Genomic DNA, 19,878 nt, shown 5'->3' on the forward strand with positions numbered 1-19,878 from the left:
CGCATTGAAGGACACCACCATGGCCACCCTGCGCTGGTACTTCGACTTCGTCTCGCCCTACTCCTACCTGCACTGGCAGAAGCTGAAACAGTTGCCGCAGTTCGCGCAGATCCAGACCGTGCCGATCGCCTTCGGCGCGGTGCTGCATCACCTGGGCAATCTCGGGCCGGCCGAGATTCCGGCCAAGCGCCGTTTCATGTACCGCCAGCTGCAATGGACCGCGCAGGCCGAGGGCACGCCGATGCGCTTCCCGCCCGGCCATCCGTTCAATCCGTTGTCGGCGCTGCGCCTGTGCCTGGCCGCCGGAGCCAGCGCACAGGCGGTGGACGTGCTGTTCGACTGGATCTGGCGCGACGGCCATGCCGGTGACAGCGCCGAAGCCCTGCGCGAACCGGGTGCGCAGCTGGGCATCGAGGATGTCGCCAGCGCCATCGCCGCCCCGGCGGTCAAGGAACAGTTGCGGCGCAACACCGAGGCCGCAATCGGCGCCGGGGTGTTCGGGGTCCCGACCCTGGCCATCGACCAGGAACTGTTCTGGGGCAACGACGCCCATCCGCTGATGGCGGCCGTGCTGGCCGATCCTGCCCTGCTGCAGCAGCCCGAATGGCAACGCCTGGACAGCCTGCCGGTGGCGGTGCAGCGCGATCGCTGAACAGGGGTGGCGCGTTTCCCTCGGGCGCGGGCTCTGGTTTTGAGATAGATTTCACGTTTCCGAACCTACAACCGCCCTGGAGGGGGAGCCGCGGATGCGCATCGGAATCGTCGTCGACTCGGCCTGCGACCTGCCGCAGGACTTCATTGCCGAGCACAACATCGTGCTGCTGCCGATCACCGTCCGCATCGGCGAAGCCGTGCTGGCCGATCACCGCGATGAGCAGGCCACCCTGAGCTTCCTGCACGCGCACGTGGCCGAACACGGCGCCGAGGCGGAAACCATTCCCTTCAGTGTCAACCAGATCCGCGACCTGTTCCTGCAGCAGCTGGTGATCGATTACGACCACGTGTTCTGCATGACCATCACCAAGACCCGCAGCCCGATCCACGACAACGCGCTGCAGGCCAGCTTCGCCATCCTCAACGACTACAAACCGGTGCGTCAGGCAGCGGGCTACAACTCGCCGTTCGCGCTGCGCGTGCTCGACACCCAGAACCTGTTCGCTGCCCAGGCGGTAACGGCGGTGGAAGCGGTGCGCCTGCGCGACAGCAACGCCAGCGTGCAGCAGATCCGCGAACGATTGGAGGAACTGGCGGGCAACGTGCATGGCTACATGGTTACCCGCGACCTGTACTACATGCGCGCACGTGCGCGGCACAAGGGTGACCGCAGTGTCGGCCTGCTCAGTGCAGCGCTGGGAAGCGCACTGGACATCAAGCCGGTGCTGCATGGCTACCGCGGCGAGACCGGGCCGGTGGCCAAGATCAAGGGCTTCGACAACGCCGTGCAGAAGCTGTTCGCGGTGGTCGGCCAACGTGTGCGTGCCGGGCTGATGACACCGACGGTGTGCGTCAGCTACGGCGGCGAACTGGACGAGCTGCGCACCCTGCCCGGCTATGCACAGATGAAGGAGGTCTGCGCCGGCCACGGCGTGACCGTGTACGAATCGGTGATGAGCCTGACCGGCATGGTCAACGTCGGCAAGGGCGCGGTCACCGTGGGCTTCGCCGATGGGCCACATCGGTTCGAATGAGCGCCGGCCACGGCCGGATTCTGCACATCGATTCCACCGCGGTTGTGCCAGTCTTGCCGCACTTCAAGGAGAACTCCATGCCTGCGCAGTACCACATCAGCCTGCCCGACCCGTCCAAGGCCCGCGGCAACGATCCTGACCTGTCCTTCCATTCGCAGGGCGCCGCCGGTTTCGCCGAAGAGCTGCAGGACGCCCTGCGCAGCGGCACGCTGTTCGAGCGCTGGAAGGCCAAGCAGCCCGACCCGGATGCGGTGGAACCGCAGTGGGGCGTGACCGACCCGGATGCCACCGTGACCGGCGAGCAGAAGGACCTGCGCATCAACCTGGTCGCCACCACCCGCATCGACAGTGACGTGTTCAAGCAGCGCCTGCGCCTGCTGGCCGGCACTACCAGCCTCCACCCAGCGCGCGGTACAGCTCTACACGCGCGATCGCGGCGGTGGCCTGGCTATTGGCCAGCGCGGCCTGGTTGTCCAGTGCGATGCGCTGGGTGGTCAGCACGTCCAGCATGTCGACCACGCCGGCCTGGTACTGCCGGCGCGCCGCCCCCAGTGCCGTCTCGCTCTCATCCACTGCCACGTGCAGCTGCACCGTGCGCTGCTGCTCGGCACTGTAGCCATCCATGGCGTCATCCACTTCGTGCCATGCCTGCAGCACGGTACGGCGGAACTGCAGGGCCGACTGTTGCTGCTGCAGCCTGCTCAGCGCGAGATTGGCCTTCAGCCGTCCGCCCTGGAAGATCGGCAGGCTGATCGACGGACCGATGCTGAAACGGTGCGCGTTCCAGCCATCCAGATCATCGAGCTGCTTGGCCTGGAAGCCGGCGTCGCCATTCAAGGTGATGCGCGGCAGGAAACTGGCCTTGGCCACGCCGATGCCTGCCGTTGCCGCATGCAGTGCCGCTTCGGCACGACGGATGTCCGGGCGACGCTCGGCCAGTTCACTGGGCAGCCCCACCGCTACGGCCGGCAACGCCGGCCAGTCACGGCGTGCATCCTGCAGCTGCGCGTCCAGCGCATGCGGCGGCTGCGCCAGCAGGAACGCCAGCGCATTGCGCAGCTGCGATTCGCGATGCCGCAACGGCGCGATGCGTGCCTGCAGCGACGCCACCTGCGCGGCCGCGCTGGACACCTGCAGCGTGCTGGCCACACCCTGGCGTTGGCGTGCTTCGGTCAGGCGCTTGATGTCGTGGGCAATGCTGAGGTTGTCCTCGGTGATCGCCAGCAGCTGCCGCGTCGCGCGCAGCTGCAGGTAATCACGCGCGGTTTCCGCCAGCAGCGCGATGCGCGCTGCATGTGCATCCTCCTCGGCCATCTGCACGCGCGCGTCGGCCGCTTCCACCTGCCGCCGCACGCGGCCCCACAGGTCCAGTTCCCAGCTCAGGCCGATACCGGCCTGGAACAGCCCGTAGTCATCACGGCCGCCGTTGCCGGACGGATCATTCAGGCCCACCTCGCTGTTGCGTGCACGCACGCCACTGGCGCTCGCGCTGACGCTGGGCAGGCGATCGGCGGCGGTGATGCCGCGCGCAGCACGGCTCTGCTGCACGCGGTTGGCCGCCAGCTGCAGGTCCAGGTTGGCCGCCAGCACCTGGTTGGCCAGCTGCCCCAGCAGCGGATCGTCGAAACCGGCCCACCAGGCCGCGTCCTGGTCGATGGCGTTGCCGGCGACGGCCTCACCCTGCCAGTGGCTGGGCAGTTCCGCCTGCGGGCGTACGAAGTCCGGACCCATCGTGCAGGCAGCCAGGGCCGTGCACAGGCTGGCCGCAACGAAGATGCGGAACACGGTGACTGCGCTCATGCGCCCTCCCCGCTCTTGTGGCCCGGACTGTGCTGCACGCTCTGCGCGCGCGCGCGGCTGCCCAGGTCAACGCTGGCTTCCACCGACATGCCGGCACGCAGCTGGTCCAGCAGCGGCTGGCCCGGCTCCAGCACGATCTTCACCGGAATGCGCTGCACCACCTTGGTGAAGTTGCCGGTGGCGTTCTCTGGTGCGACGGCAGCAAAGGTGACGCCGGTGGCTGGTGCAATGCTGTCGATGTGCCCGCGCAGCGGCTTGCCCGGGAATACGTCCACCTTCAGTTCGACCTGCTGGCCGGCCTGCATGCGGGTCATCTGCGTTTCCTGGAAGTTGGCGACCACGAAGGCGCGCTTCAGCGGCACCACCGCGGCCACCGGCGTACCCGGCGTCAGGTAGGCACCCACGCGCACCGCGCGGCGACCGACCATGCCATCGATCGGTGCGCGCAGCACGGTGTGCGACAGATCCAGTTCGGCGCGTGCCTGCGCCGCCTCCGCACGCTGCACCGCCGCCTGTGCAGCCTGCACGCCCGCGCTGAGGATGTCGGTGCGCTGGCGTGCGGTCGACAGCGCGGCCTGGCCCTGCTGCAGATGCGCACTGGCCACGGCCTGCTTCGACTGCGCCTGCTGCGCGTTCTGCACGGTACCGGCGCCGTCACGGGCCAGTTCGCGGTAACGCTGCTGGTCGGCACTGGCCAGGGTCAGTTCGGAACGGCTGACATCGACACTGGCCCTGGCCTGCGCGATCAACGAGTCCTGCTGGGCCAGTGCGGCCTGCGCATTGGCCAGCTGTGCACGGGCATTGGCGAGGTCGGCACGGGCCGCCTGCAGGGCGACCTGGTAGTCGCGGTCGTCGATGCGGGCCAGCACATCACCGGCCTTCACCGACTGGTTGTCCTCGACTTCCACGGCACTGACGAAGCCGGGAATCTTCGGCGCTACCAGGGTGTAGTCGGCCACCACGTACGCATTGTTGGTGGTCTGGTGACCGCCATCGCGCAGCAGCAGCCACGCGCCGACGGCCAGGGCCAGCACGCCCAGGCCCAGGCCGGTGTTGAGGGTGGTTCGATTGATCGTCATGAGGGGGTTCCTGCGAAAGGTTCAGGCCACGGCACGTGGCGGATGGATGCGGGTGGGCATCCAGGCAATGACGGGAATGAAGGCCAGCGCCACCAGTGCGACCACCCAGTACAGGTCGGCCGAAGTCAGCGCCTGTACCTGTGCATGCAGGCGCGCGCCCAGCTGCGGGCCATCGGCCAGCCACGGTTGCTCGCCAAGGCGGTCGACCAGCACGGTGGAATGGAAATGACGGCGGCCCTGGGCGACGGCATCCAGCACGCCACCGGCGAGCACGGCAGCGAAGCCCTTGACCGTGTTGAACCAGGCCGAGGCGAACGGGCCGTCCTGCGGCGCCAGGCCGCCGGTGGCCAGCATCAGCAGCGGCAGCACCGCCATCGGTTGCGCGAACACCTGCAGCAGCTGCACCCACAGGAAGTTGTCGCGGATCCAGGCCACGTCCAGGTGCGAGCCCAGCCAGCAGGCCAGCGCCAGCATCGCCAGGCCCGTGGCCTGCACCCAGCGGCAGTCCACCGCGCGGATGTTCAGCAGCGCCGCCACCAGCGGCAGCGCGATCACCTGCGGCAGCGCCACCCACAGCAGCATCGGTGCGGTCTGCAGCGGCCGGTAGCCCTGCACGCTGGCCAGGAACCCGGACGGGATCGAGATCACCGCCAGCAGCACGAACAGCACGCCGCCCAGCGTCACCAGCGAGTAGCTGAGATTGCGGTTGGCCAGCAGCTGCAGCTTGAAGAACGGCAGCGGATGGAACCATTCATTGATCATGAACAGCACCATCAGGCCGGCACCGCCACCGATCATCAGCGTGATCATCGGCGAGTCGAACCAGTTCAGGCGCGGGCCCTGCACCAGGCCCAGCACCAGCAGCACCAGCGCCGGCAGGCCCAGCAGCAGGCCGACGCCATCGAACTGGGCGAAACGTTCCAGCCGCAGCGGGTCCTGCGGCAGGCCCCAGCCGACCATCGCCATGGCGGCCAGGCAGTACGGCACGATCTGCCAGAACGCCCAGTGCCAGCCCACCTGCTCGACCCAGAACGCGGCCAGCGGCGTGCCCATGCTTGGGCCGAACGTCGCCGTCAGTGCGTAGCCGGCCAGGCCGTACAGCTTGATGCCCGGGGGCAGGAAGCGCAGCGCCACGCTCATCAGCAGCGGCGGCAGCGCGCCTCCGCACAGGCCCTGCAGCGCGCGCAGCAGCAGGAACACCTGCAGGTTCGGGGCGAGCGGGCACAGCACGCCCAGCACCATGAAGCCACCGATCATCGCCAATGCGAAGCGGCGCAGCGAGAAGGTGGCGGCACACCACGGTGCGAAGGCCATCGCGCTGACCGACATCGCGCTGTAGAGGGCGACGATCCAGCTGCCGTCGTCGACGCTGAAACCCATCGCGCCACGGATGTCGGCCAGGGCGACCTTGGTGATGTTCTCGTTGAAGCCCGACACCAGCACCGCCAGCAGCACGCCACACAGGCCGACCAGAATGCGGCGATCGAGCCCGGGGGCGGCGGCAGCACGGGGCGCTGCGGCGGCCGGGACAGCGGCGGCCGGCGTACTCATCGCCGGTCACCTATCCGTGCAGTGCACGGCATGTTGGGGGTCATTGGAATGCGCTCAGTGAAACTCCGGGGAGCGCAGTCTAGGGAGCCGGTACCCTGCGAAAAATGGCGCAACCCGCATCCCAGGCGTGCGCCAGGCGCACGCATGCAGATGTCAGCGCGGGGCCTCCCCTGCGCTTTCGCACATGGTCTTGATCGAGCGCCGCAGCCACTGGTGGGCGGCGTCGTTGTCCAGGCGTGGATGCCAGGCCTGCACGATGGCGGCGGTCCGCACCGGGATCGGCAGCGGGAACAGGCGCAGGGGCAGGCGCATGCTGACGATCCGCTCCAGCATCACGCTCGGCATCTGCGGCAGGATCAGGTCCGATTCGGCCGCCGCGAAGATCGCGCCGTGGAAGGTCGGGCTGATCAGCGCCACCCGCCGCTGCAGGCCCAGCGCGGCCAGATCATCGTCGATCGGACCACGCGGCAAGCCGCGGCGCGACACCGCGATGTGGTCGCAGGCGGCAAAACGCTCGGCGCTGATCTCCTCATCGAACAACGGATGATCTTCGCGCGCGGCGCCCATGAACGAGGTACTGAACAGGTTCTGCACCTTGGTATCGGGCGCATGCTTGCCGGCCGTGCTGATGTAAAGGTCGATCCGGCCCTGCGCCATCGCATCGTCGTCGGTATCGCCCTCGGGCACGAAGCGCAGCACTGCGCGCGGCGCCTGCTGGCGGAACAGCTCGCGCAGGCGTCCACCGAAACCACCGACGAACACATCATTGGCACGCACGCTGAAGGTCCGCTCGAGCACGCGCATGTCTACCTCGCGACCGGCGTTGAAGACGCGGTGGGCCTGCTCGATCACATCGCGGACCTGCTCGCGCAGCTGCAGGGCGCGGGGCGTGGGCGCCAGACCGCGGCCGGCACGCACCAGCACCGGGTCGCCCAGCGCGGTGCGGATCCGGCCCAGGGTACGGCTCTTCGCCGGCGCGCTCAGGTTCATCCGGCGCGCGGCGGCGGCCACGCTGCATTCGTCAATCAGCACGTCCAGTGCCAGCAACAGGTTCAGGTCCGGCAGGGGCATGACAGTCTCCAGTAAATCAGATGACTTTACGGCACTTGCAACCACGGTGGATTGCGTTCGACGCATTCATTGACTGCCGCGCACGGCATGGGTGCGCGCGGTGACATCGGCGACCATCCCCGGCCTGCCAAGGAGACATCCATGTTCAATACCCTGCTGGTCGCCCTGGATGGTGGCCCCCAGCACGCACGCGTGCTGGACCTGGCCGCCGCCATCGCCGGCCCCCACAGCCGCCTGCACCTGCTGTGCGTGCTCGACCCCGAATTCGCGCTGGCGGCCGATGCCAGCGAAGCCGACCGCATCGAGTACCCTGAAGCCGCCCGCCAGCGCTCGCGGGCCGAAGCGGTGCTGGCCGAAGCCTTGGCCGAGCTGCGCGAACGCGGCATTGACGCCATCGCGCAGATTCCCTCCGGTGACCCTGGCGAAGTGATCAGCGAGCAGGCCCGGCGCCTGAAGTGCGACCTGATCGTCATCGGCCACCGCCACCTGTCCCGGCTGGAACGCCTGTTCGAACCCTCGATCGGGCAATGGACCATCGACCACGCGCCCTGTCCGGTGCTGGTGGAAACCCGCGACCCACAGCCCTAGCCACCATGGCCTCCCGTTCCCCGTTGTTTCCCACCCGGGTCAACTACCGCGCCTTCGGTCGACAGTTCGGCCGCGGCGAACAGGCGCTGCTGGGCGCGATACGGCAGCTGCGCGACCCCGATCTGCAGGCCGATGGCCTTGCCCAGCTGAGCGGACTCGGGCTTGGCCAGGAGGGATGCGACGCCTTCATCGGCCTGCTGCCGCTGCTGGCCACCCCCGCCGCTCCGATCGATCTGCTGCCGGCCGGCTCTCCCTTCATTGCCGCCAGCGAATTGGACCTGCTGGCCTGCCTGCTGCGCATCGCACAATGGCGGCATGCGCGGCCCCGCGAAGACGACACGCTGGCACCGTTGCGCCGGCAACTGGCACGCTGTGCGATGGCCGTGCAGGCGGCAAACCTGCCGTTGCGGCAGCGCTCGTTGTCACCGGTCGGGCTGAGGCTGCTCGATCCGACCGGCTGGTTGCGGCAGCGATAAGCCGTCGCGCCCCCCGTGTGATCGCATGCAGAGAGCTGCTCAGCAGTCCATCGTTCCGTGCGTGCTGCCCTCGTCATCCAGCACGTGCGCATGCAGGATCACCTGGTTGCGGCCAGCCCGCTTGGCGGCATACAGGCCGGCATCGGCGTCTGCCAGCAACTGATCGGCACTGGCCAGAGCCGGCGGATGCAGGTAACCCACGCCGACGCTGATGCTGACCGGGCCCTCCGGCAATGGCAGCGCTTCGACCGCTTCGCGCAGCCGCTCGGCCAGCGCCAGCACGCCCGACAACGGGCTTCCGGGCACGATGACGGCGAACTCTTCACCGCCATAACGCGCAACGCTGTCACCACCGCGACCGGCTATGGCCTTCAGCACCCCGGCCACCGCCTGCAGGCAACGATCACCGGCCGGATGGCCGTGCTGGTCGTTGAAGGCCTTGAAGTGGTCGATATCCACCAGCAGCAGGCCCAGCTCGGTGCCGCTGCGCCGTGCGCGATTCCACTCGGACGTCAGCCGTGCGTCGAACTCGCGGCGGTTGGCCACGCCGGTCAGGCCATCCTGCCGCGCCAGTTGATCCAGTGCTGCCTGGCGTTCCAGAAGATCGGTCTGCAGCAGGACGCTGCGCAGGCCGAAGCCAAGGGTGGCTACGACGAAGCCGGCAACGGCCAACGGCCGCGCATGATCGACCACCAGCGTGCCGACCACCAGCAGCAGCAATGGCAGGATGATCGGACCGGCGGCCTGCACCGTCCTCGCCAGCCGCGGGTGTGCCGTGGTGCCTGTGTCCGGCCTCGTGTCCAGCGCCAGGCAGGCGATCAGCAGAAAAGGTACGTCGATCAGCAGATCGTTGAACGCACCGAATGCATCATCGGAGGTGTAGTGGTTGATGTAGTAGGCCACCAGCAGATAGGCCAGTGCGTACAGCGCCAGTGCGCGGAAGAACCTGCGCCGTTCGGGCACGTCGCCGGCCAGCCATCGCACCACGGCGAACGCGGCGATACACAGGTTCTGGATATCGAACATGCGTTGCATGTTGGACAATGCGTGGTCGTCGATGTCCACGCGGGCGGCGAACGACTGCGCATGCACGAAGAACAGCACGCCAAGCAGCGCCGCCATCGCCGCGTCGATCAGGCTGATGCTCAGGCGTCGCGGCGTGCCCGGGCCAGGATGAACACCAGGGGCACGCCATACAGCACGTACAGGAACAGGCTTGCGCGCGGGGTGAAATCGGCACGCCCGGCGCCCAGCGCGTCGATCATGTTGAACGCCATGCCGCCGGCCCACAGCAGCAGTGCCAATGCCGTGGCGCGCCACCCCAGTGCCGCGCGGTCGCGGCGGGCCCGCCACAGGCAGGCGGCCGCCGCCAGCAACGGGGCGCCGGTCAGGAAAACGAAGGAGCCGACCCCGGCGGGGCCAGGCCACAGGGCCAGCACCAGGCCATGGCACAGCACATACAGCAGCGCCAGCACTACCGGCATGCATCCCCCCGATCCGCAAGGCCGTCTACGCGCACGATAGCGCGCCGGCACGCCACAGCGGCGTGATCCACTGCGGCAAAACGACACTCCGAGTGCACCGCGATGGTAGTGCCGGCCGCTGGCCGGCAAACCCAATGAATCACAGGGCTGCAGGTTGCCGGCCAGCGGCCGGCGCTACCGGAAAGCCCTCAGCCCTGCAGGGCGCGGGCGTGGTGGGCGATGTGCTCGCCGATGAAGCTGGCGATGAAGTAGTAGCTGTGGTCGTAGCCGGGCTGCAGGCGCAGGGTCAGCGGATGGCCGGCGGCATCGCAGGCCTGCTGCAGGTGCTGCGGCTGCAGCTGGGTCTGCAGGAACTCGTCCGCCTCGCCCTGGTCGACCAGCAGCGGCAGGCGCTCGTCAGCCATAGCGATCAGCTCGCAGGCATCCCATTGCGCCCAGTCGGCCGGGTTGTCGCCCAGATAGGCATGGAAGGCCTTCTGCCCCCACGGCACGTGGCTGGGCGCGACGATCGGCGAAAACGCCGACACGCTGCGATAGCGCCCGGGGTTGCGCAGCGCGATCACCAGCGCGCCATGGCCGCCCATCGAATGGCCGCTGATGCCACGCGCATCGGTGGCCGGGAAATTCGCCTCGATCAGCGCCGGCAGTTCCTGCGCCACATAGTCGTGCATGCGGTAGTGCTTCGCCCACGGTGCACGGGTGGCATTGAGGTAGAACCCGGCACCCTTGCCGATGTCGTAGCCTTCGGCATCGGACACGTCATCACCGCGTGGGCTGGTATCAGGCGCAACGATGATCACACCGTGTTCGGCGGCGTAGCGCTGTGCGCCGGCCTTGGTGATGAAGTTCTGCTCGGTGCAGGTCAGGCCGCTCAGCCAGTACAGCACCGGCAGCTTCTGTGTTTCCGCCTGCGGTGGCAGGTACACGGCGAACTGCATGTCGCAGCCCAGCGTGGTCGAATGATGGCGGTAGACGTCCTGCCAGCCGCCGAAACAGGCGCGGTGTTCAATGCGTTCCATGGTGCTCTCCTGCGCGGCGCTTCAGCGCACGCGTGCTTCTGGTAGATGCCGACCTTGGTCGGCTTATCCACGCCCGGCGTGGATGCCTTGGTTGATCCGTTCATCCAGCTGTGCCAGCAGGCGCAGCAACGATTCAACGCCAGGCTGGCCATCAAGATTGCGCCAGGCCGCCACGGCCACATCGCTGCGCGGCGGCCACTGCCCGGCCGCGCCTCGTAGAGGCGCGGCAGGAATACCTGCGCAAGCCACTGCTCGAACGGCATGCCATCATCGCTGCCGAAGGCCGAGGTCACCGCACGCGGTGGCCCCACCTCGCCCACTACCCAGCCCAGCGCACGCAACGCCTGCTCGATCGGCGCCACCAGGGCCGCGCGCGGGTCTTCCGCACGCGGCCGGCGCAGGGCATCGAACCAGCCCATGACGCGGCTCAGTAGTGGACCACCGAACGGATCGACTTGCCTTCATGCATCAGGTCGAAGGCGTCGTTGATCTTGTCCAGGTCCATGGTGTGGGTGACGAACGGGGCCAGTTCGATATCGCCCTTCATCGCGTCCTCGACCATGCCCGGCAGCTGGCTGCGGCCCTTCACGCCACCGAAGGCGGTGCCCATCCACTTGCGGCCGGTCACCAGCTGGAACGGACGGGTGGAGATCTCCTGGCCCGAACCGGCCACGCCGATCACCACGCTCTGGCCCCAACCACGGTGGGCGCATTCCAGCGCCGCGCGCATCACGTTGACGTTGCCGATGCACTCGAAGCTGTGGTCCACGCCCCAGGTGGTCATTTCAACGATGACCTGCTGGATCGGCTTGTCGAAGTCTTTCGGGTTGATGCAGTCGGTGGCGCCGAATTCGCGCGCCAGCTCGAACTTGGACGGGTTGGTGTCCACCGCGATGATGCGGCCGGCCTTGGCCTGGCGCGCACCCTGGATCACCGCCAGGCCGATGCCACCGAGGCCGAACACCGCCACGCTGTCACCTTCCTGCACCTTGGCGGTGTTGTGCACCGCGCCGATGCCAGTGGTGACGCCGCAGCCGAGCAGGCAGACGTGTTCCGGGTTGGCGTCCGGATTGATCTTGGCCAGCGAGACCTCGGCAACGACGGTGTACTCGCTGAAGGTCGAGCAGCCCATGTAGTGGTACAGCGGCTCGCCGTTGTAGCTGAAGCGGCTGGTGCCATCCGGCATCACGCCCTTGCCCTGGGTAGCGCGCACCGAAACGCACAGGTTGGTCTTGCCGCTCTTGCAGAACAGGCACTCGCCGCACTCGGCGGTGTACAGCGGAATCACGTGGTCGCCGGGCTTGACGCTGGTCACGCCCTCGCCCACCTCCACCACGACGCCGGCGCCTTCATGGCCCAGCACCACCGGGAACAGGCCTTCCGGATCATCGCCGGACAGGGTGAACGCATCGGTGTGGCAGACACCGGTGTGGGTGATCTTGACCAGCACTTCGCCCTTCTTCGGCGGGGCGACGTCGATCTCGACGATCTTCAGCGGCTGGCCGGGACCAAAGGCGACGGCGGCACGGGACTTCATGGTGGTTTCTCCAAAGACAGGCAATGACAGGATGGGCGGCGCCATGTTGCGCCATCGTTTATTTCAGGTAAGAGCGGATCAACGCGCTCATGTCGCGCACGCGTTCGGCGCGTTGTTCATCGGAGGCCGCAGGCTGGCCGAACTCCTCGCGCAGATGGGCCTCCATCACCTCGGACATCAGGCCGTTGACCGCGCCACGGATGGCGGCGATCTGCTGCAGCACCGGCCCGCAGTCGGCACCGGCTTCCAGCGCGCGGTCCAGCGCATCGCACTGGCCGCGGATGCGGCGCACGCGGGCCAGGACCTTCTTCTTCTCTTCGGGGGAGTGCGGCATGGCGGGCCACCTCGGAACTATACTGGGGGACAGTATACAAGCCGAAGTCACTAACTCAATCCTGGCGGGCTCAGTCAAACAATCCCTCACCCGCCAACCGCGCCAGCTCATCCACCACGTAGCGCACCTTGGGCCGCAGGTGGCGTGTCGGTGGCCACAACGCGTGGATATCGATGTGCCGTTGCATGTGCGCATCCAGCACCGACCGCAGTGCGCCGGAATCCAGGTGACGGCGCACCAGTGAAACCGGCATCTGGCAGATACCAAGCCCGGCGATGGCCGCCTCGATCACCGCGTCGCCGTCATTGAGTTGATAGGGCGCATTCGGGATGAATGTCCCTTCGTCCTCCTCGCTACCGATCCGCCACCACACCGGTTGCCCGTGGCGGAAGCCAACAATGCTGCGGTGCCGCGCCAGTTCCTCCACCGTGCGCGGCACGCCGTGCGCCTGCAGGTACTCCGGCGATGCGCAGGTGACCAGTCGCTGGCGCCCCAGCCGCCGCGCCACCAGATGCTCGGCCTGGTGCAGCCCGCCGAAGCGGATCAGCAGGTCGATGCCTTCCTCGACGGGATCGACGAAATGATCGGTGAAGGTCATCGTCAACTGCAGGTCCGGGTACTGCCGGCACAGCCGCAACAGCACCGGCAGCACCACCAGGCGCCCGAACGAGGATGGCATGTCGATGCGCAGCCGCCCGCTGGGCAGGCCGGCCGAACCCAGGCAGGCCTCGGCGGCGGAGATTTCTTCCAGCGCCGCCGCGCGCGATGCGTAGTACGCCTCGCCATCGGTGGTCAGCGCGATGCGCCGCGTGGTGCGGTGGAACAGGCGCACCCCCAGCCGCGCTTCCAGCCGGGCGATGGCCTTGCCCACCGCCGAGCGCGAGATGCCCAGCGCGTCGGCGGCCTCGGTGAAGCTGCCTGAGCGGGCCGTGGTGACGAACGTGACCAGGCCATTCAACGATTCCAGCGGCAGCATCTATCGCGCTCCATTGGGGACAAATAGTCCCACACTCAGGGAGATCGAAGCGCTTTATGCGCCCGCATGTCAACTCCATCCTGTGGGCATCGCGCCGCTGGCGCTCCTCCCCCCGCACCGAGAAGACCGACATGACCGCCACCCTGTTCCGCCCCTTCGACCTGTCAGGCACCCTCCTGCGCAACCGCATTGTGATGGCCCCGATGACCCGTGCCCGCAACCCCGGCTCGGTCGCCAATGCGCTCACCGCGCAGTACTACCAGCAACGCGCCAGCGCTGGCCTGATCATCAGTGAAGGCACCCCGGTCTCGCCGCAGGGCCAGGGGTACATCGACGTGCCGGGCATCTGGTCAGCCGAGCAGGTGGCCGGGTGGAAGCGTGTCACCGAGGCGGTGCATGCCGCACAGGGCACGATCTTCGCCCAGCTCTGGCACGTCGGCCGCATGTCGCATTCCTCGCTGCAGCCCGACGGTGGGCAACCGGTCAGCGCCGGTACCCGCCCGGTGGCCAGCGCACCGAAGAACACCTCGTTCGTGTACCTGGACGATGGCAGCCGCGGCCACGCCGATCCCACTCCGGCACGTGCACTGGAGACCGCGGAGATCCCCGGTATCGTCGACGACTTCGTGCGCGGGGCGGACAACGCCATTGCGGCCGGCTTCGACGGCATCGAACTGCATGCCGCCAACGGTTACCTGTTCGAGCAGTTCCTCAACCCGCTCATCAACCAGCGTGATGATCGCTACGGCGGCACGCTGCCCAATCGTGCGCGCTTGATCCTGGAGACCGTCGATGCGATGGCGCAGCGTATCGGTGCGCATCGCATCGGCGTGCGCCTGGCACCGAACAACCTCACCTTCGACATGCCGTTCTACCCCGACAACGAAGCCACCTATCTGTACCTGGCCGAGGAACTGGGCAAGCGTGGGCTGGCCTACGTGCACCTCAACGACAACCTGCAGGCGGGCCGGTCGGTGCTGGGCGAGGCGTTCCTGCGGCAGTTCAAGCAGGCCTACGGTGGCACCGTCATCCTGGCAGGTGGCATGACCCGCGAACGCGCCCTGCAGCTGGTCGAAGCGGGCACCATCGACCTGGCCGCGTTCGGCCAGCCGTTCATCGCCAACCCGGATCTGGTCGAACGCCTGCAGCGCAACATCGCGTTGGCCACGCCCGACCGCAGCACCTATTACGGGGGCGGCGAAGCAGGCTACCTCGACTACCCAGCCGCGGGCTGATCCCCCACGGGGTCGGATCCCTTTCCAACGGAAAGGGCTCTGACCCCTGTTCGGCGAACAAGGCGTCAGAGCCACGCTGCGCGCGGATCCGACCCCGGCCTTCAGGCGTCCTCGCGCACGTAGGCGAACGACTCGTCCAACCGCTCGAAGCCGATCACCTCAGCGACGATGGCCTGTGCATCCTCGTCGCTGATGTTTCCTTCAGCGATATCGTCAACGCGGGCGAACAGCCGCTGCAGGGCTGCGTACTGGTCATCGCGCAGGAACGGCTGGTGGCTCTGCAGCCAGCGCCGCAGGTTGCTGGCCAGCTCGCCGTGCGACAGCAGCGTGTACGGCCCCTGGTAGTCAGCAACGGCTTCGACCATCTTGCGGAACAGGAAATCCTGATAGCTGGCCGCCAGCACATCGGCACGATCATCGTCATGCCACACCAGCACGACGGGGGGCTCGGCAAAGCCGGGCGCGTTGCTCCAGAAGCAGTAGCTGTCGCCACCGCCGGTCCGCGCAAAGGGCAGCAACTGCAGGTCAGTGCGCAGGGGATTGTAATGATCCTCCGCAGTCAGCTCCTGCCACGCCTCGAGCAGCTCATCGTCCTCCAGGGGCTCATAGTCCTGGGCATACAGCAGCACCGGCGGATCCGCCTGCAGCGTCGGGAATACCACCTCGGACCATTCCGGATGTGGGGCACCCCAACTCAACCGATCCGCTGCATGCAGCTGCTTGAACAGGGGCGGGAAGGACTGGCCGGTGGCCTGTTCGATGCCGGATAGCGCGCTCATGGATGTCCTTGTCGATGGAGACCGCCCAGCTTGCCCGAATCCGCGCAGGAGATGAACCAGCCGCAGCACGCGGCAGGACTAGACTGCGACCACCGGATGCCGCCCATCGCTGCCATGAACGCCACTGCCCACAGCTTCATCGTCAACCTCGACGTGCCCGACCTGGCCGCCGCCGAAGACTTCTACATCCGGGCCTTCGGCCTGCGCATCGGCCGCCGTCTCGGCCCGGGCGCCGTGGAGCTGCTCGGTGGGCCAACGCCGCTCTACCTGCTGCAGAACGACGCCGGCAGCGCCGCCACCGAAGACGGCGACGTGCGCGACTACGAGCGCCATTGGACGCCGCTGCACCTGGATTGGGTGGTGGATGACATCGAAGCCGCGCTGGTACGTGCAGTCGCAGCCGGAGCGACGCTCGAGCAATCCGTGCGCGAGCGCCGCTGGGGACGCATCGCCGTGCTGGCCGATCCGTTCGGCCACGGCTTCTGCCTGATCCAGTTCAGCGGCGAAGGCTACGACGCACTGGTCGAATGACCGTTGCACCGCTCACCACGGCAACGGCACCGCTTCGCCGTTGGCGCGCTCGCCGTAGTACAGCGACGGCAGCAGGCGCGAGAGGAAACTGAACTCCGTGTAGCAGTGCTTGAGCAGGCCCAGCCCGACCGCATCGCCGGCATCGCGGTGCGGATCGGTGCTGTCCAGGCCGAGCACGAAGCGGCTGCGCAGCACACAGCCAAACGGCGTATCGCGTGCGACGTGCAGCATCTGCCCGTCGCAGGGGTCAGCGTTTGCATCCAGACGGACCTGGTCGCCGAAGCCGATTCGCGCGGCGATCACCGCCGATACATCGCCTGCATCCTGTGCCGCCTGCAGGCGCTCGGGCACCAGCAACGTGCGCGGGTCATGGAACTTCAAGCGCGCCGCCACCGGCGGAATGTCGGCCAGCGATTCCACCGCATGGATGCTGGCGCCGTGGTAGCTGCGCCCGCGCTGCCAGGCCGCGTCCCAGCCGCGATGCTCGACATGATCGACCGGATGCCACCAGCGGATGTGCTGGGTGGTCTCGAAGAAGGTGAACCACCAGTCGAGCATGCGGCCCTTGCAGCCGTGCAGATCGGTGCGCACCGCCACCAGCAGGGTGCCGTCTTCGCGGCGCTGGATGCCGGTCTCCAGATGCATCGGCGCCGGGTCGAGCAGATCGTGGTGGTCCAGTCAGGCGCGGGCGTTCACAGCGGTATCCATCGGGGTCTCCTGCGGTGTTGGGAGTCCCGACAATACGGAAACGTCTACCGTTTCGCAATTGTCCGGATGCGGTAAGATGGGCGCAATGAACAGCACCACCGTGCCCGAGCCCACATCACCGACCCGCCGCCGCGGCCGCCCTGCGCGGCCGGAAGCCGAAGTCCGCCACGCCGTGCTGCAGGCCACGCTGGAACTGCTGCTGGCGCAGGGCTACGAGGCCACCACCATCGAAGCGGTGGCGGCGCACGCCGGAGTGGCGAAGAAGACCGTCTACCGCCACGCCAGCAACCGCGAGGAACTGGTTGGGTTGGCGGTGCGTGAGTGGACCGACGGCTTCGCGCCACAACTGCAGCGCGATGCGCGCAATGCCCAAGAGGTCGTGCCGTTGCTGCAGGACATCCTGCACGCGGTGTGCGCGCAGGCGCTGTCGGCGCAGGCGGTGCAGGTATTCCGCCTGCTGGCCACCGACTTTCCCGGCAAGGACGCGCTGCTGCAGGCCTATCTGGACAACGGCATCGAACGCGGCCGTGCGCTGCTGGCCGACTGGCTGGCGCGCCAGCAACAGCGTGGGCTGCTACGCGAGGGAGATCCTGTTTGCATGGCGCGATTGCTGCTGGCGATGGCCGTGGCCGAGCCGCTGCGCGAACGCGTGATCGGTGTGGTGGCCGAGGATGCGCCGGTGGACGTGCACCTGCGCGACTGCGTGGCGTTCTTGGCGCCGGTGTTGCAGGCGCCGTAAGGTTGCTCCATCCACGCGTGGCGTGGATCTACCGGCCGATCCCGATTCGTTGGTCGGCAATGGCCTGCCCCGGTGGGTGCCGACCGTTGGTCGGCAATGGCCTGCCCCCGGTGGGTGCCGACCGTTGGTCGGCACTCCTGCAGCACCTCACTCGCGCAGCATGTCCACGAACGCACGCAGCGCGGCAGGCATCTGCCGCTGCTTCGGGTAATACAGCGCGAAGCCGGCGAACGGTTCGCTCCAGTCTTCCAGCACCGCCACCATCTGTCCGGATTCGATGTACGGCCGCGCGGTGTCTTCCAGCACATAGGCCAGGCCAATGCCATCGAGCACCGCGCCGACCACGGTGCCCTGCTCGCCCAGCGTCAGCCGCCCCGGTACATCGATCTCCAGCGCCTGCCCACCGCGCTCGAACTGCCACTTGTACAGATGCCCGCTGGCGAAGCGGAAGCGGATGCATTCGTGTGTGGCCAGGTCGCGCGGATGCTGTGGCGCCGGGCGCCGCCGCAGGTAGTCCGGCGAGCCGACAATCAAGCCACGCAGCGGTGGGCCCATCGGCACCGCCACCATGTCCTCGGGTACGAACTCGTGCAGGCGCACGCCGGCGTCGTAGCCTTCGGCAACGATATCGACCAGGCCATCGTTCTCGGTCAGCTCCACCCGCACGTCGGGATGGGCGTGCAGGAAGCGCGCCAGCCGTGGCCCCAACTGGGTCGGCACTGCGGCGCGGGTAGCATTGATACGCAGCAGGCCCGCCGGCGCGGCGCGGAACTGGTTCATCTCCTCCAGCGCGTCATGCACCTGGCCCAGCGCGGGCTGCAGGCGTTCCAGCAGGCGCTGCCCGGCCTCGGTCAGGGCCACGCTGCGGGTGGTGCGATGGAACAGGCCCACGCCCAACCGTTCCTCCAGCGCGCGGATCGCATAGCTCACCGCCGAGGTCGACAGCGCCAGCTCGGCGCCGGCACGGCGGAAGCTGCGGTGACGGGCGACCGCCGCGAACGCGGCCAGGTGGGTGAGATTGTCAGTGGCCATGATTGTGCAGTTTCACTTGATGAATCATGCCGATATCCGGGCTTTTTGCCGCTGGGTACGGGGCGTATTGTAAAGCGCCTTTCGACAAACCCTGCCAAGGATTCCCCATGTCCCTCGCCCGTGGTTACGCCGCCCATTCACATACCGACCCGCTGATCCCGTACGAGTTCGAACGCCGCGCGGTCGGCCCGGACGATGTGCGCATCGAGATCCTCTATAGCGGCATCTGCCACTCCGACCTGCACCAGGCCCGCGACGACTGGGGTGGCTCGATCTACCCGATGGTGCCGGGCCACGAGATCATCGGCCGCGTGACCGAGGTCGGCAGCAACGTCACCCGCTTCAAGGTCGGCGACCACGCCGGCGTGGGCTGCATGGTCGACTCCTGCCGCCACTGCGATGCCTGCGAGCACGACCTGGAGCAGTACTGCGCAGAGGGCGCGACCTGGACCTACAACGGCCGTGAACGCGAAAGCGGCGCTCCGACCTACGGCGGCTATTCCGACCACGTGGTGGTCGAACAGCGCTTCGTGGTGAAGGTGTCCGAGACCCTCGACCTGAAGGCCGCCGCCCCGCTGCTGTGCGCCGGCATCACCACCTGGTCGCCGCTGCGCCACTGGAAGGTCGGCCCGGGTCAGAAGGTCGGCGTGATCGGCCTCGGTGGCCTCGGCCACATGGGCGTGAAGTTCGCCAAGGCGCTCGGCGCGCACGTGGTGATGATCACCACCACGCCGGAAAAGGGTGCCGACGCCAAGCGTCTGGGCGCCGATGAAGTGCTGGTCTCGCGCGATGCCGCGCAGATGAAGGCGCACGCGGGCAGCTTCGACTTCCTGCTCAACACCATCCCGGTCGGCCATGACACCAACCCGTACATGGGCCTGCTCAAGCGTGAAGCCACCATGTGCCTGGTCGGCGTGCTGACCGAACTGGACCCGCCGCTGACCGGTGGCAGCGTGATCTTCGGCCGCAAGCACCTGACCGGCTCGGCGATTGGCGGCATGGCCGAAACCCAGGAAATGATGGACTTCTGTGCCGAGCACGGCATCGTCAGCGACGTCGAGATGATCGACATCAAGAACGTCAACGAAGCCTGGGAACGCATGGCGAAGAACGATGTGCGCTACCGCTTCGTGATCGACATGGCGACGATGAAGGACGCCGCCTGATCCAAGGCAGATGTGGAAAATGAAAAACCCCGGCAATGCCGGGGTTTTTCTTCTGGTAGTGGCGGGGGGGGGGGGGGGGGGGGGC

Annotated in this window: 19 protein-coding genes and 3 pseudogenes; 9 read left to right on the forward strand and 13 right to left on the reverse strand. The window is 67.7% G+C overall.

Annotated elements, in window-relative coordinates; genetic code table 11:
• Nucleotides 1–19: 19 nt before the first annotated feature.
• The 3 genes and pseudogenes from O0K41_RS10430 to O0K41_RS10440 form a co-directional block, all read left to right on the forward strand.
• Nucleotides 20–652 carry a 2-hydroxychromene-2-carboxylate isomerase gene (locus tag O0K41_RS10430; RefSeq protein ID WP_005414448.1) on the forward strand — a complete coding sequence of 211 codons (633 nt, stop codon included), beginning with the start codon at nt 20–22 and terminating at the stop codon, nt 650–652.
• 94 nt (nt 653–746) lie between these two features.
• Nucleotides 747–1,688, forward strand: a complete 942-nt coding sequence (locus O0K41_RS10435) for a DegV family protein (RefSeq protein ID WP_049450571.1) — start codon at nt 747–749, stop codon at nt 1,686–1,688.
• Nucleotides 1,689–1,765: 77 nt separating this feature from the next.
• A pseudogene (locus O0K41_RS10440) lies at nt 1,766–2,074 on the forward strand (hypothetical protein); the annotation flags it as partial.
• A 1-nt stretch (nt 2,075) separates the two neighbouring features.
• Here the strand turns inward: O0K41_RS10440 and O0K41_RS10445 are convergent.
• The 4 genes from O0K41_RS10445 to O0K41_RS10460 all read right to left on the reverse strand — a co-directional run bounded on the left by O0K41_RS10445 (nt 2,076) and on the right by O0K41_RS10460 (nt 7,189).
• Nucleotides 2,076–3,488, reverse strand: a complete 1,413-nt coding sequence (locus O0K41_RS10445; RefSeq protein WP_164221698.1) for an efflux transporter outer membrane subunit — start codon at nt 3,486–3,488, stop codon at nt 2,076–2,078.
• The gene (locus tag O0K41_RS10450; protein ID WP_012481236.1) at nt 3,485–4,567 is read right to left on the reverse strand and encodes an HlyD family secretion protein; all 1,083 of its coding nucleotides are present in this window, start codon (nt 4,565–4,567) and stop codon (nt 3,485–3,487) included. Before O0K41_RS10450 ends, O0K41_RS10445 begins: the two co-directional genes overlap by 4 nt.
• Before the next feature lie 21 nt (nt 4,568–4,588).
• Nucleotides 4,589–6,118, reverse strand: a complete 1,530-nt coding sequence (locus O0K41_RS10455) for an MFS transporter (protein ID WP_099605458.1) — start codon at nt 6,116–6,118, stop codon at nt 4,589–4,591.
• Nucleotides 6,119–6,271: 153 nt separating this feature from the next.
• Complete coding sequence (locus O0K41_RS10460) at nt 6,272–7,189, reverse strand: LysR family transcriptional regulator (RefSeq protein WP_164221700.1); 918 nt, start codon at nt 7,187–7,189, stop codon at nt 6,272–6,274.
• Between the two features lie 141 nt (nt 7,190–7,330).
• On the opposite strand from O0K41_RS10460, the gene O0K41_RS10465 reads away from it, so the two are divergent.
• Together O0K41_RS10465 and O0K41_RS10470 are read left to right on the forward strand one after the other, a co-directional pair.
• Complete coding sequence (locus O0K41_RS10465; RefSeq protein WP_005411003.1) at nt 7,331–7,777, forward strand: universal stress protein; 447 nt, start codon at nt 7,331–7,333, stop codon at nt 7,775–7,777.
• A gap of 5 nt (nt 7,778–7,782) precedes the next feature.
• Nucleotides 7,783–8,253, forward strand: coding sequence for a hypothetical protein (locus O0K41_RS10470; RefSeq protein WP_164221702.1), 471 nt, complete (start codon nt 7,783–7,785; stop codon nt 8,251–8,253).
• 39 nt (nt 8,254–8,292) lie between these two features.
• On the opposite strand, the pseudogene O0K41_RS10475 reads toward O0K41_RS10470, so the two are convergent.
• The 6 genes and pseudogenes from O0K41_RS10475 to O0K41_RS10500 all read right to left on the reverse strand — a co-directional run bounded on the left by O0K41_RS10475 (nt 8,293) and on the right by O0K41_RS10500 (nt 13,603).
• A pseudogene (locus O0K41_RS10475) lies at nt 8,293–9,737 on the reverse strand (GGDEF domain-containing protein).
• Nucleotides 9,738–9,925: 188 nt separating this feature from the next.
• A complete protein-coding gene (gene fghA / locus O0K41_RS10480) occupies nt 9,926–10,756 on the reverse strand; it encodes an S-formylglutathione hydrolase (protein WP_164221704.1) in 831 nt (276 codons plus the stop codon).
• A gap of 63 nt (nt 10,757–10,819) precedes the next feature.
• A pseudogene (locus O0K41_RS10485) lies at nt 10,820–11,175 on the reverse strand (YqcC family protein).
• Nucleotides 11,176–11,183: 8 nt separating this feature from the next.
• Nucleotides 11,184–12,293 carry an S-(hydroxymethyl)glutathione dehydrogenase/class III alcohol dehydrogenase gene (locus O0K41_RS10490; RefSeq protein ID WP_049448843.1) on the reverse strand — a complete coding sequence of 370 codons (1,110 nt, stop codon included), beginning with the start codon at nt 12,291–12,293 and terminating at the stop codon, nt 11,184–11,186.
• 58 nt (nt 12,294–12,351) lie between these two features.
• Nucleotides 12,352–12,627, reverse strand: a complete 276-nt coding sequence (gene frmR, locus O0K41_RS10495) for a formaldehyde-responsive transcriptional repressor FrmR (RefSeq protein WP_005411009.1) — start codon at nt 12,625–12,627, stop codon at nt 12,352–12,354.
• Nucleotides 12,628–12,697: 70 nt separating this feature from the next.
• Nucleotides 12,698–13,603, reverse strand: a complete 906-nt coding sequence (locus O0K41_RS10500) for a LysR family transcriptional regulator (RefSeq protein WP_308304501.1) — start codon at nt 13,601–13,603, stop codon at nt 12,698–12,700.
• 131 nt (nt 13,604–13,734) lie between these two features.
• On the opposite strand from O0K41_RS10500, the gene O0K41_RS10505 reads away from it, so the two are divergent.
• The gene (locus tag O0K41_RS10505; RefSeq protein ID WP_164221713.1) at nt 13,735–14,838 is read left to right on the forward strand and encodes an alkene reductase; all 1,104 of its coding nucleotides are present in this window, start codon (nt 13,735–13,737) and stop codon (nt 14,836–14,838) included.
• A gap of 101 nt (nt 14,839–14,939) precedes the next feature.
• Here O0K41_RS10505 and O0K41_RS10510 read toward each other — a convergent pair whose 3' ends face one another.
• Nucleotides 14,940–15,617 carry an SMI1/KNR4 family protein gene (locus O0K41_RS10510; RefSeq protein ID WP_005411012.1) on the reverse strand — a complete coding sequence of 226 codons (678 nt, stop codon included), beginning with the start codon at nt 15,615–15,617 and terminating at the stop codon, nt 14,940–14,942.
• Between the two features lie 114 nt (nt 15,618–15,731).
• Here O0K41_RS10510 and O0K41_RS10515 point away from each other — a divergent pair, with 114 nt between their 5' ends.
• Nucleotides 15,732–16,148: a VOC family protein gene (locus O0K41_RS10515; protein WP_164221708.1), complete on the forward strand. Its 417-nt coding sequence runs from the start codon at nt 15,732–15,734 to the stop codon at nt 16,146–16,148.
• Between the two features lie 12 nt (nt 16,149–16,160).
• Here O0K41_RS10515 and O0K41_RS10520 read toward each other — a convergent pair whose 3' ends face one another.
• Complete coding sequence (locus O0K41_RS10520) at nt 16,161–16,826, reverse strand: hydrolase (protein WP_308304502.1); 666 nt, start codon at nt 16,824–16,826, stop codon at nt 16,161–16,163.
• Between the two features lie 106 nt (nt 16,827–16,932).
• Here O0K41_RS10520 and O0K41_RS10525 point away from each other — a divergent pair, with 106 nt between their 5' ends.
• Nucleotides 16,933–17,595, forward strand: a complete 663-nt coding sequence (locus O0K41_RS10525; protein WP_049450581.1) for a TetR/AcrR family transcriptional regulator — start codon at nt 16,933–16,935, stop codon at nt 17,593–17,595.
• Between the two features lie 147 nt (nt 17,596–17,742).
• On the opposite strand, the gene O0K41_RS10530 is transcribed toward O0K41_RS10525, so the two are convergent.
• The gene (locus O0K41_RS10530; protein WP_049450583.1) at nt 17,743–18,627 is read right to left on the reverse strand and encodes a LysR family transcriptional regulator; all 885 of its coding nucleotides are present in this window, start codon (nt 18,625–18,627) and stop codon (nt 17,743–17,745) included.
• Between the two features lie 107 nt (nt 18,628–18,734).
• Between O0K41_RS10530 and O0K41_RS10535 the strand changes: the two genes are divergently transcribed.
• Complete coding sequence (locus O0K41_RS10535) at nt 18,735–19,793, forward strand: NAD(P)-dependent alcohol dehydrogenase (RefSeq protein WP_049450585.1); 1,059 nt, start codon at nt 18,735–18,737, stop codon at nt 19,791–19,793.
• The last annotated feature ends 85 nt before the right edge of the window (nt 19,794–19,878 follow it).

The organism is Stenotrophomonas sp. Sm2128 (genome assembly GCF_030985535.1).
Lineage (GTDB): Bacteria > Pseudomonadota > Gammaproteobacteria > Xanthomonadales > Xanthomonadaceae > Stenotrophomonas > Stenotrophomonas maltophilia.

Excerpts from the sequence above, each read along its gene's own strand:
- O0K41_RS10500 (WP_308304501.1), bottom strand. The coding sequence starts at position 13,603 with ATGCTGCCGCTGGAATCGTTGAATGGCCTGGTCACGTTCGTCACCACG.
- frmR (WP_005411009.1), bottom strand. The coding sequence starts at position 12,627 with ATGCCGCACTCCCCCGAAGAGAAGAAGAAGGTCCTGGCCCGCGTGCGC.
- O0K41_RS10430 (WP_005414448.1), top strand. The coding sequence starts at position 20 with ATGGCCACCCTGCGCTGGTACTTCGACTTCGTCTCGCCCTACTCCTAC.
- O0K41_RS10450 (WP_012481236.1), bottom strand. The coding sequence starts at position 4,567 with ATGACGATCAATCGAACCACCCTCAACACCGGCCTGGGCCTGGGCGTG.
- fghA (WP_164221704.1), bottom strand. The coding sequence starts at position 10,756 with ATGGAACGCATTGAACACCGCGCCTGTTTCGGCGGCTGGCAGGACGTC.
- O0K41_RS10510 (WP_005411012.1), bottom strand. The coding sequence starts at position 15,617 with ATGAGCGCGCTATCCGGCATCGAACAGGCCACCGGCCAGTCCTTCCCG.
- O0K41_RS10470 (WP_164221702.1), top strand. The coding sequence starts at position 7,783 with ATGGCCTCCCGTTCCCCGTTGTTTCCCACCCGGGTCAACTACCGCGCC.
- O0K41_RS10535 (WP_049450585.1), top strand. The coding sequence starts at position 18,735 with ATGTCCCTCGCCCGTGGTTACGCCGCCCATTCACATACCGACCCGCTG.
- O0K41_RS10505 (WP_164221713.1), top strand. The coding sequence starts at position 13,735 with ATGACCGCCACCCTGTTCCGCCCCTTCGACCTGTCAGGCACCCTCCTG.
- O0K41_RS10445 (WP_164221698.1), bottom strand. The coding sequence starts at position 3,488 with ATGAGCGCAGTCACCGTGTTCCGCATCTTCGTTGCGGCCAGCCTGTGC.
- O0K41_RS10530 (WP_049450583.1), bottom strand. The coding sequence starts at position 18,627 with ATGGCCACTGACAATCTCACCCACCTGGCCGCGTTCGCGGCGGTCGCC.
- O0K41_RS10435 (WP_049450571.1), top strand. The coding sequence starts at position 747 with ATGCGCATCGGAATCGTCGTCGACTCGGCCTGCGACCTGCCGCAGGAC.
- O0K41_RS10490 (WP_049448843.1), bottom strand. The coding sequence starts at position 12,293 with ATGAAGTCCCGTGCCGCCGTCGCCTTTGGTCCCGGCCAGCCGCTGAAG.
- O0K41_RS10525 (WP_049450581.1), top strand. The coding sequence starts at position 16,933 with ATGGGCGCAATGAACAGCACCACCGTGCCCGAGCCCACATCACCGACC.
- O0K41_RS10460 (WP_164221700.1), bottom strand. The coding sequence starts at position 7,189 with ATGCCCCTGCCGGACCTGAACCTGTTGCTGGCACTGGACGTGCTGATT.
- O0K41_RS10455 (WP_099605458.1), bottom strand. The coding sequence starts at position 6,118 with ATGAGTACGCCGGCCGCCGCTGTCCCGGCCGCCGCAGCGCCCCGTGCT.
- O0K41_RS10465 (WP_005411003.1), top strand. The coding sequence starts at position 7,331 with ATGTTCAATACCCTGCTGGTCGCCCTGGATGGTGGCCCCCAGCACGCA.
- O0K41_RS10515 (WP_164221708.1), top strand. The coding sequence starts at position 15,732 with ATGAACGCCACTGCCCACAGCTTCATCGTCAACCTCGACGTGCCCGAC.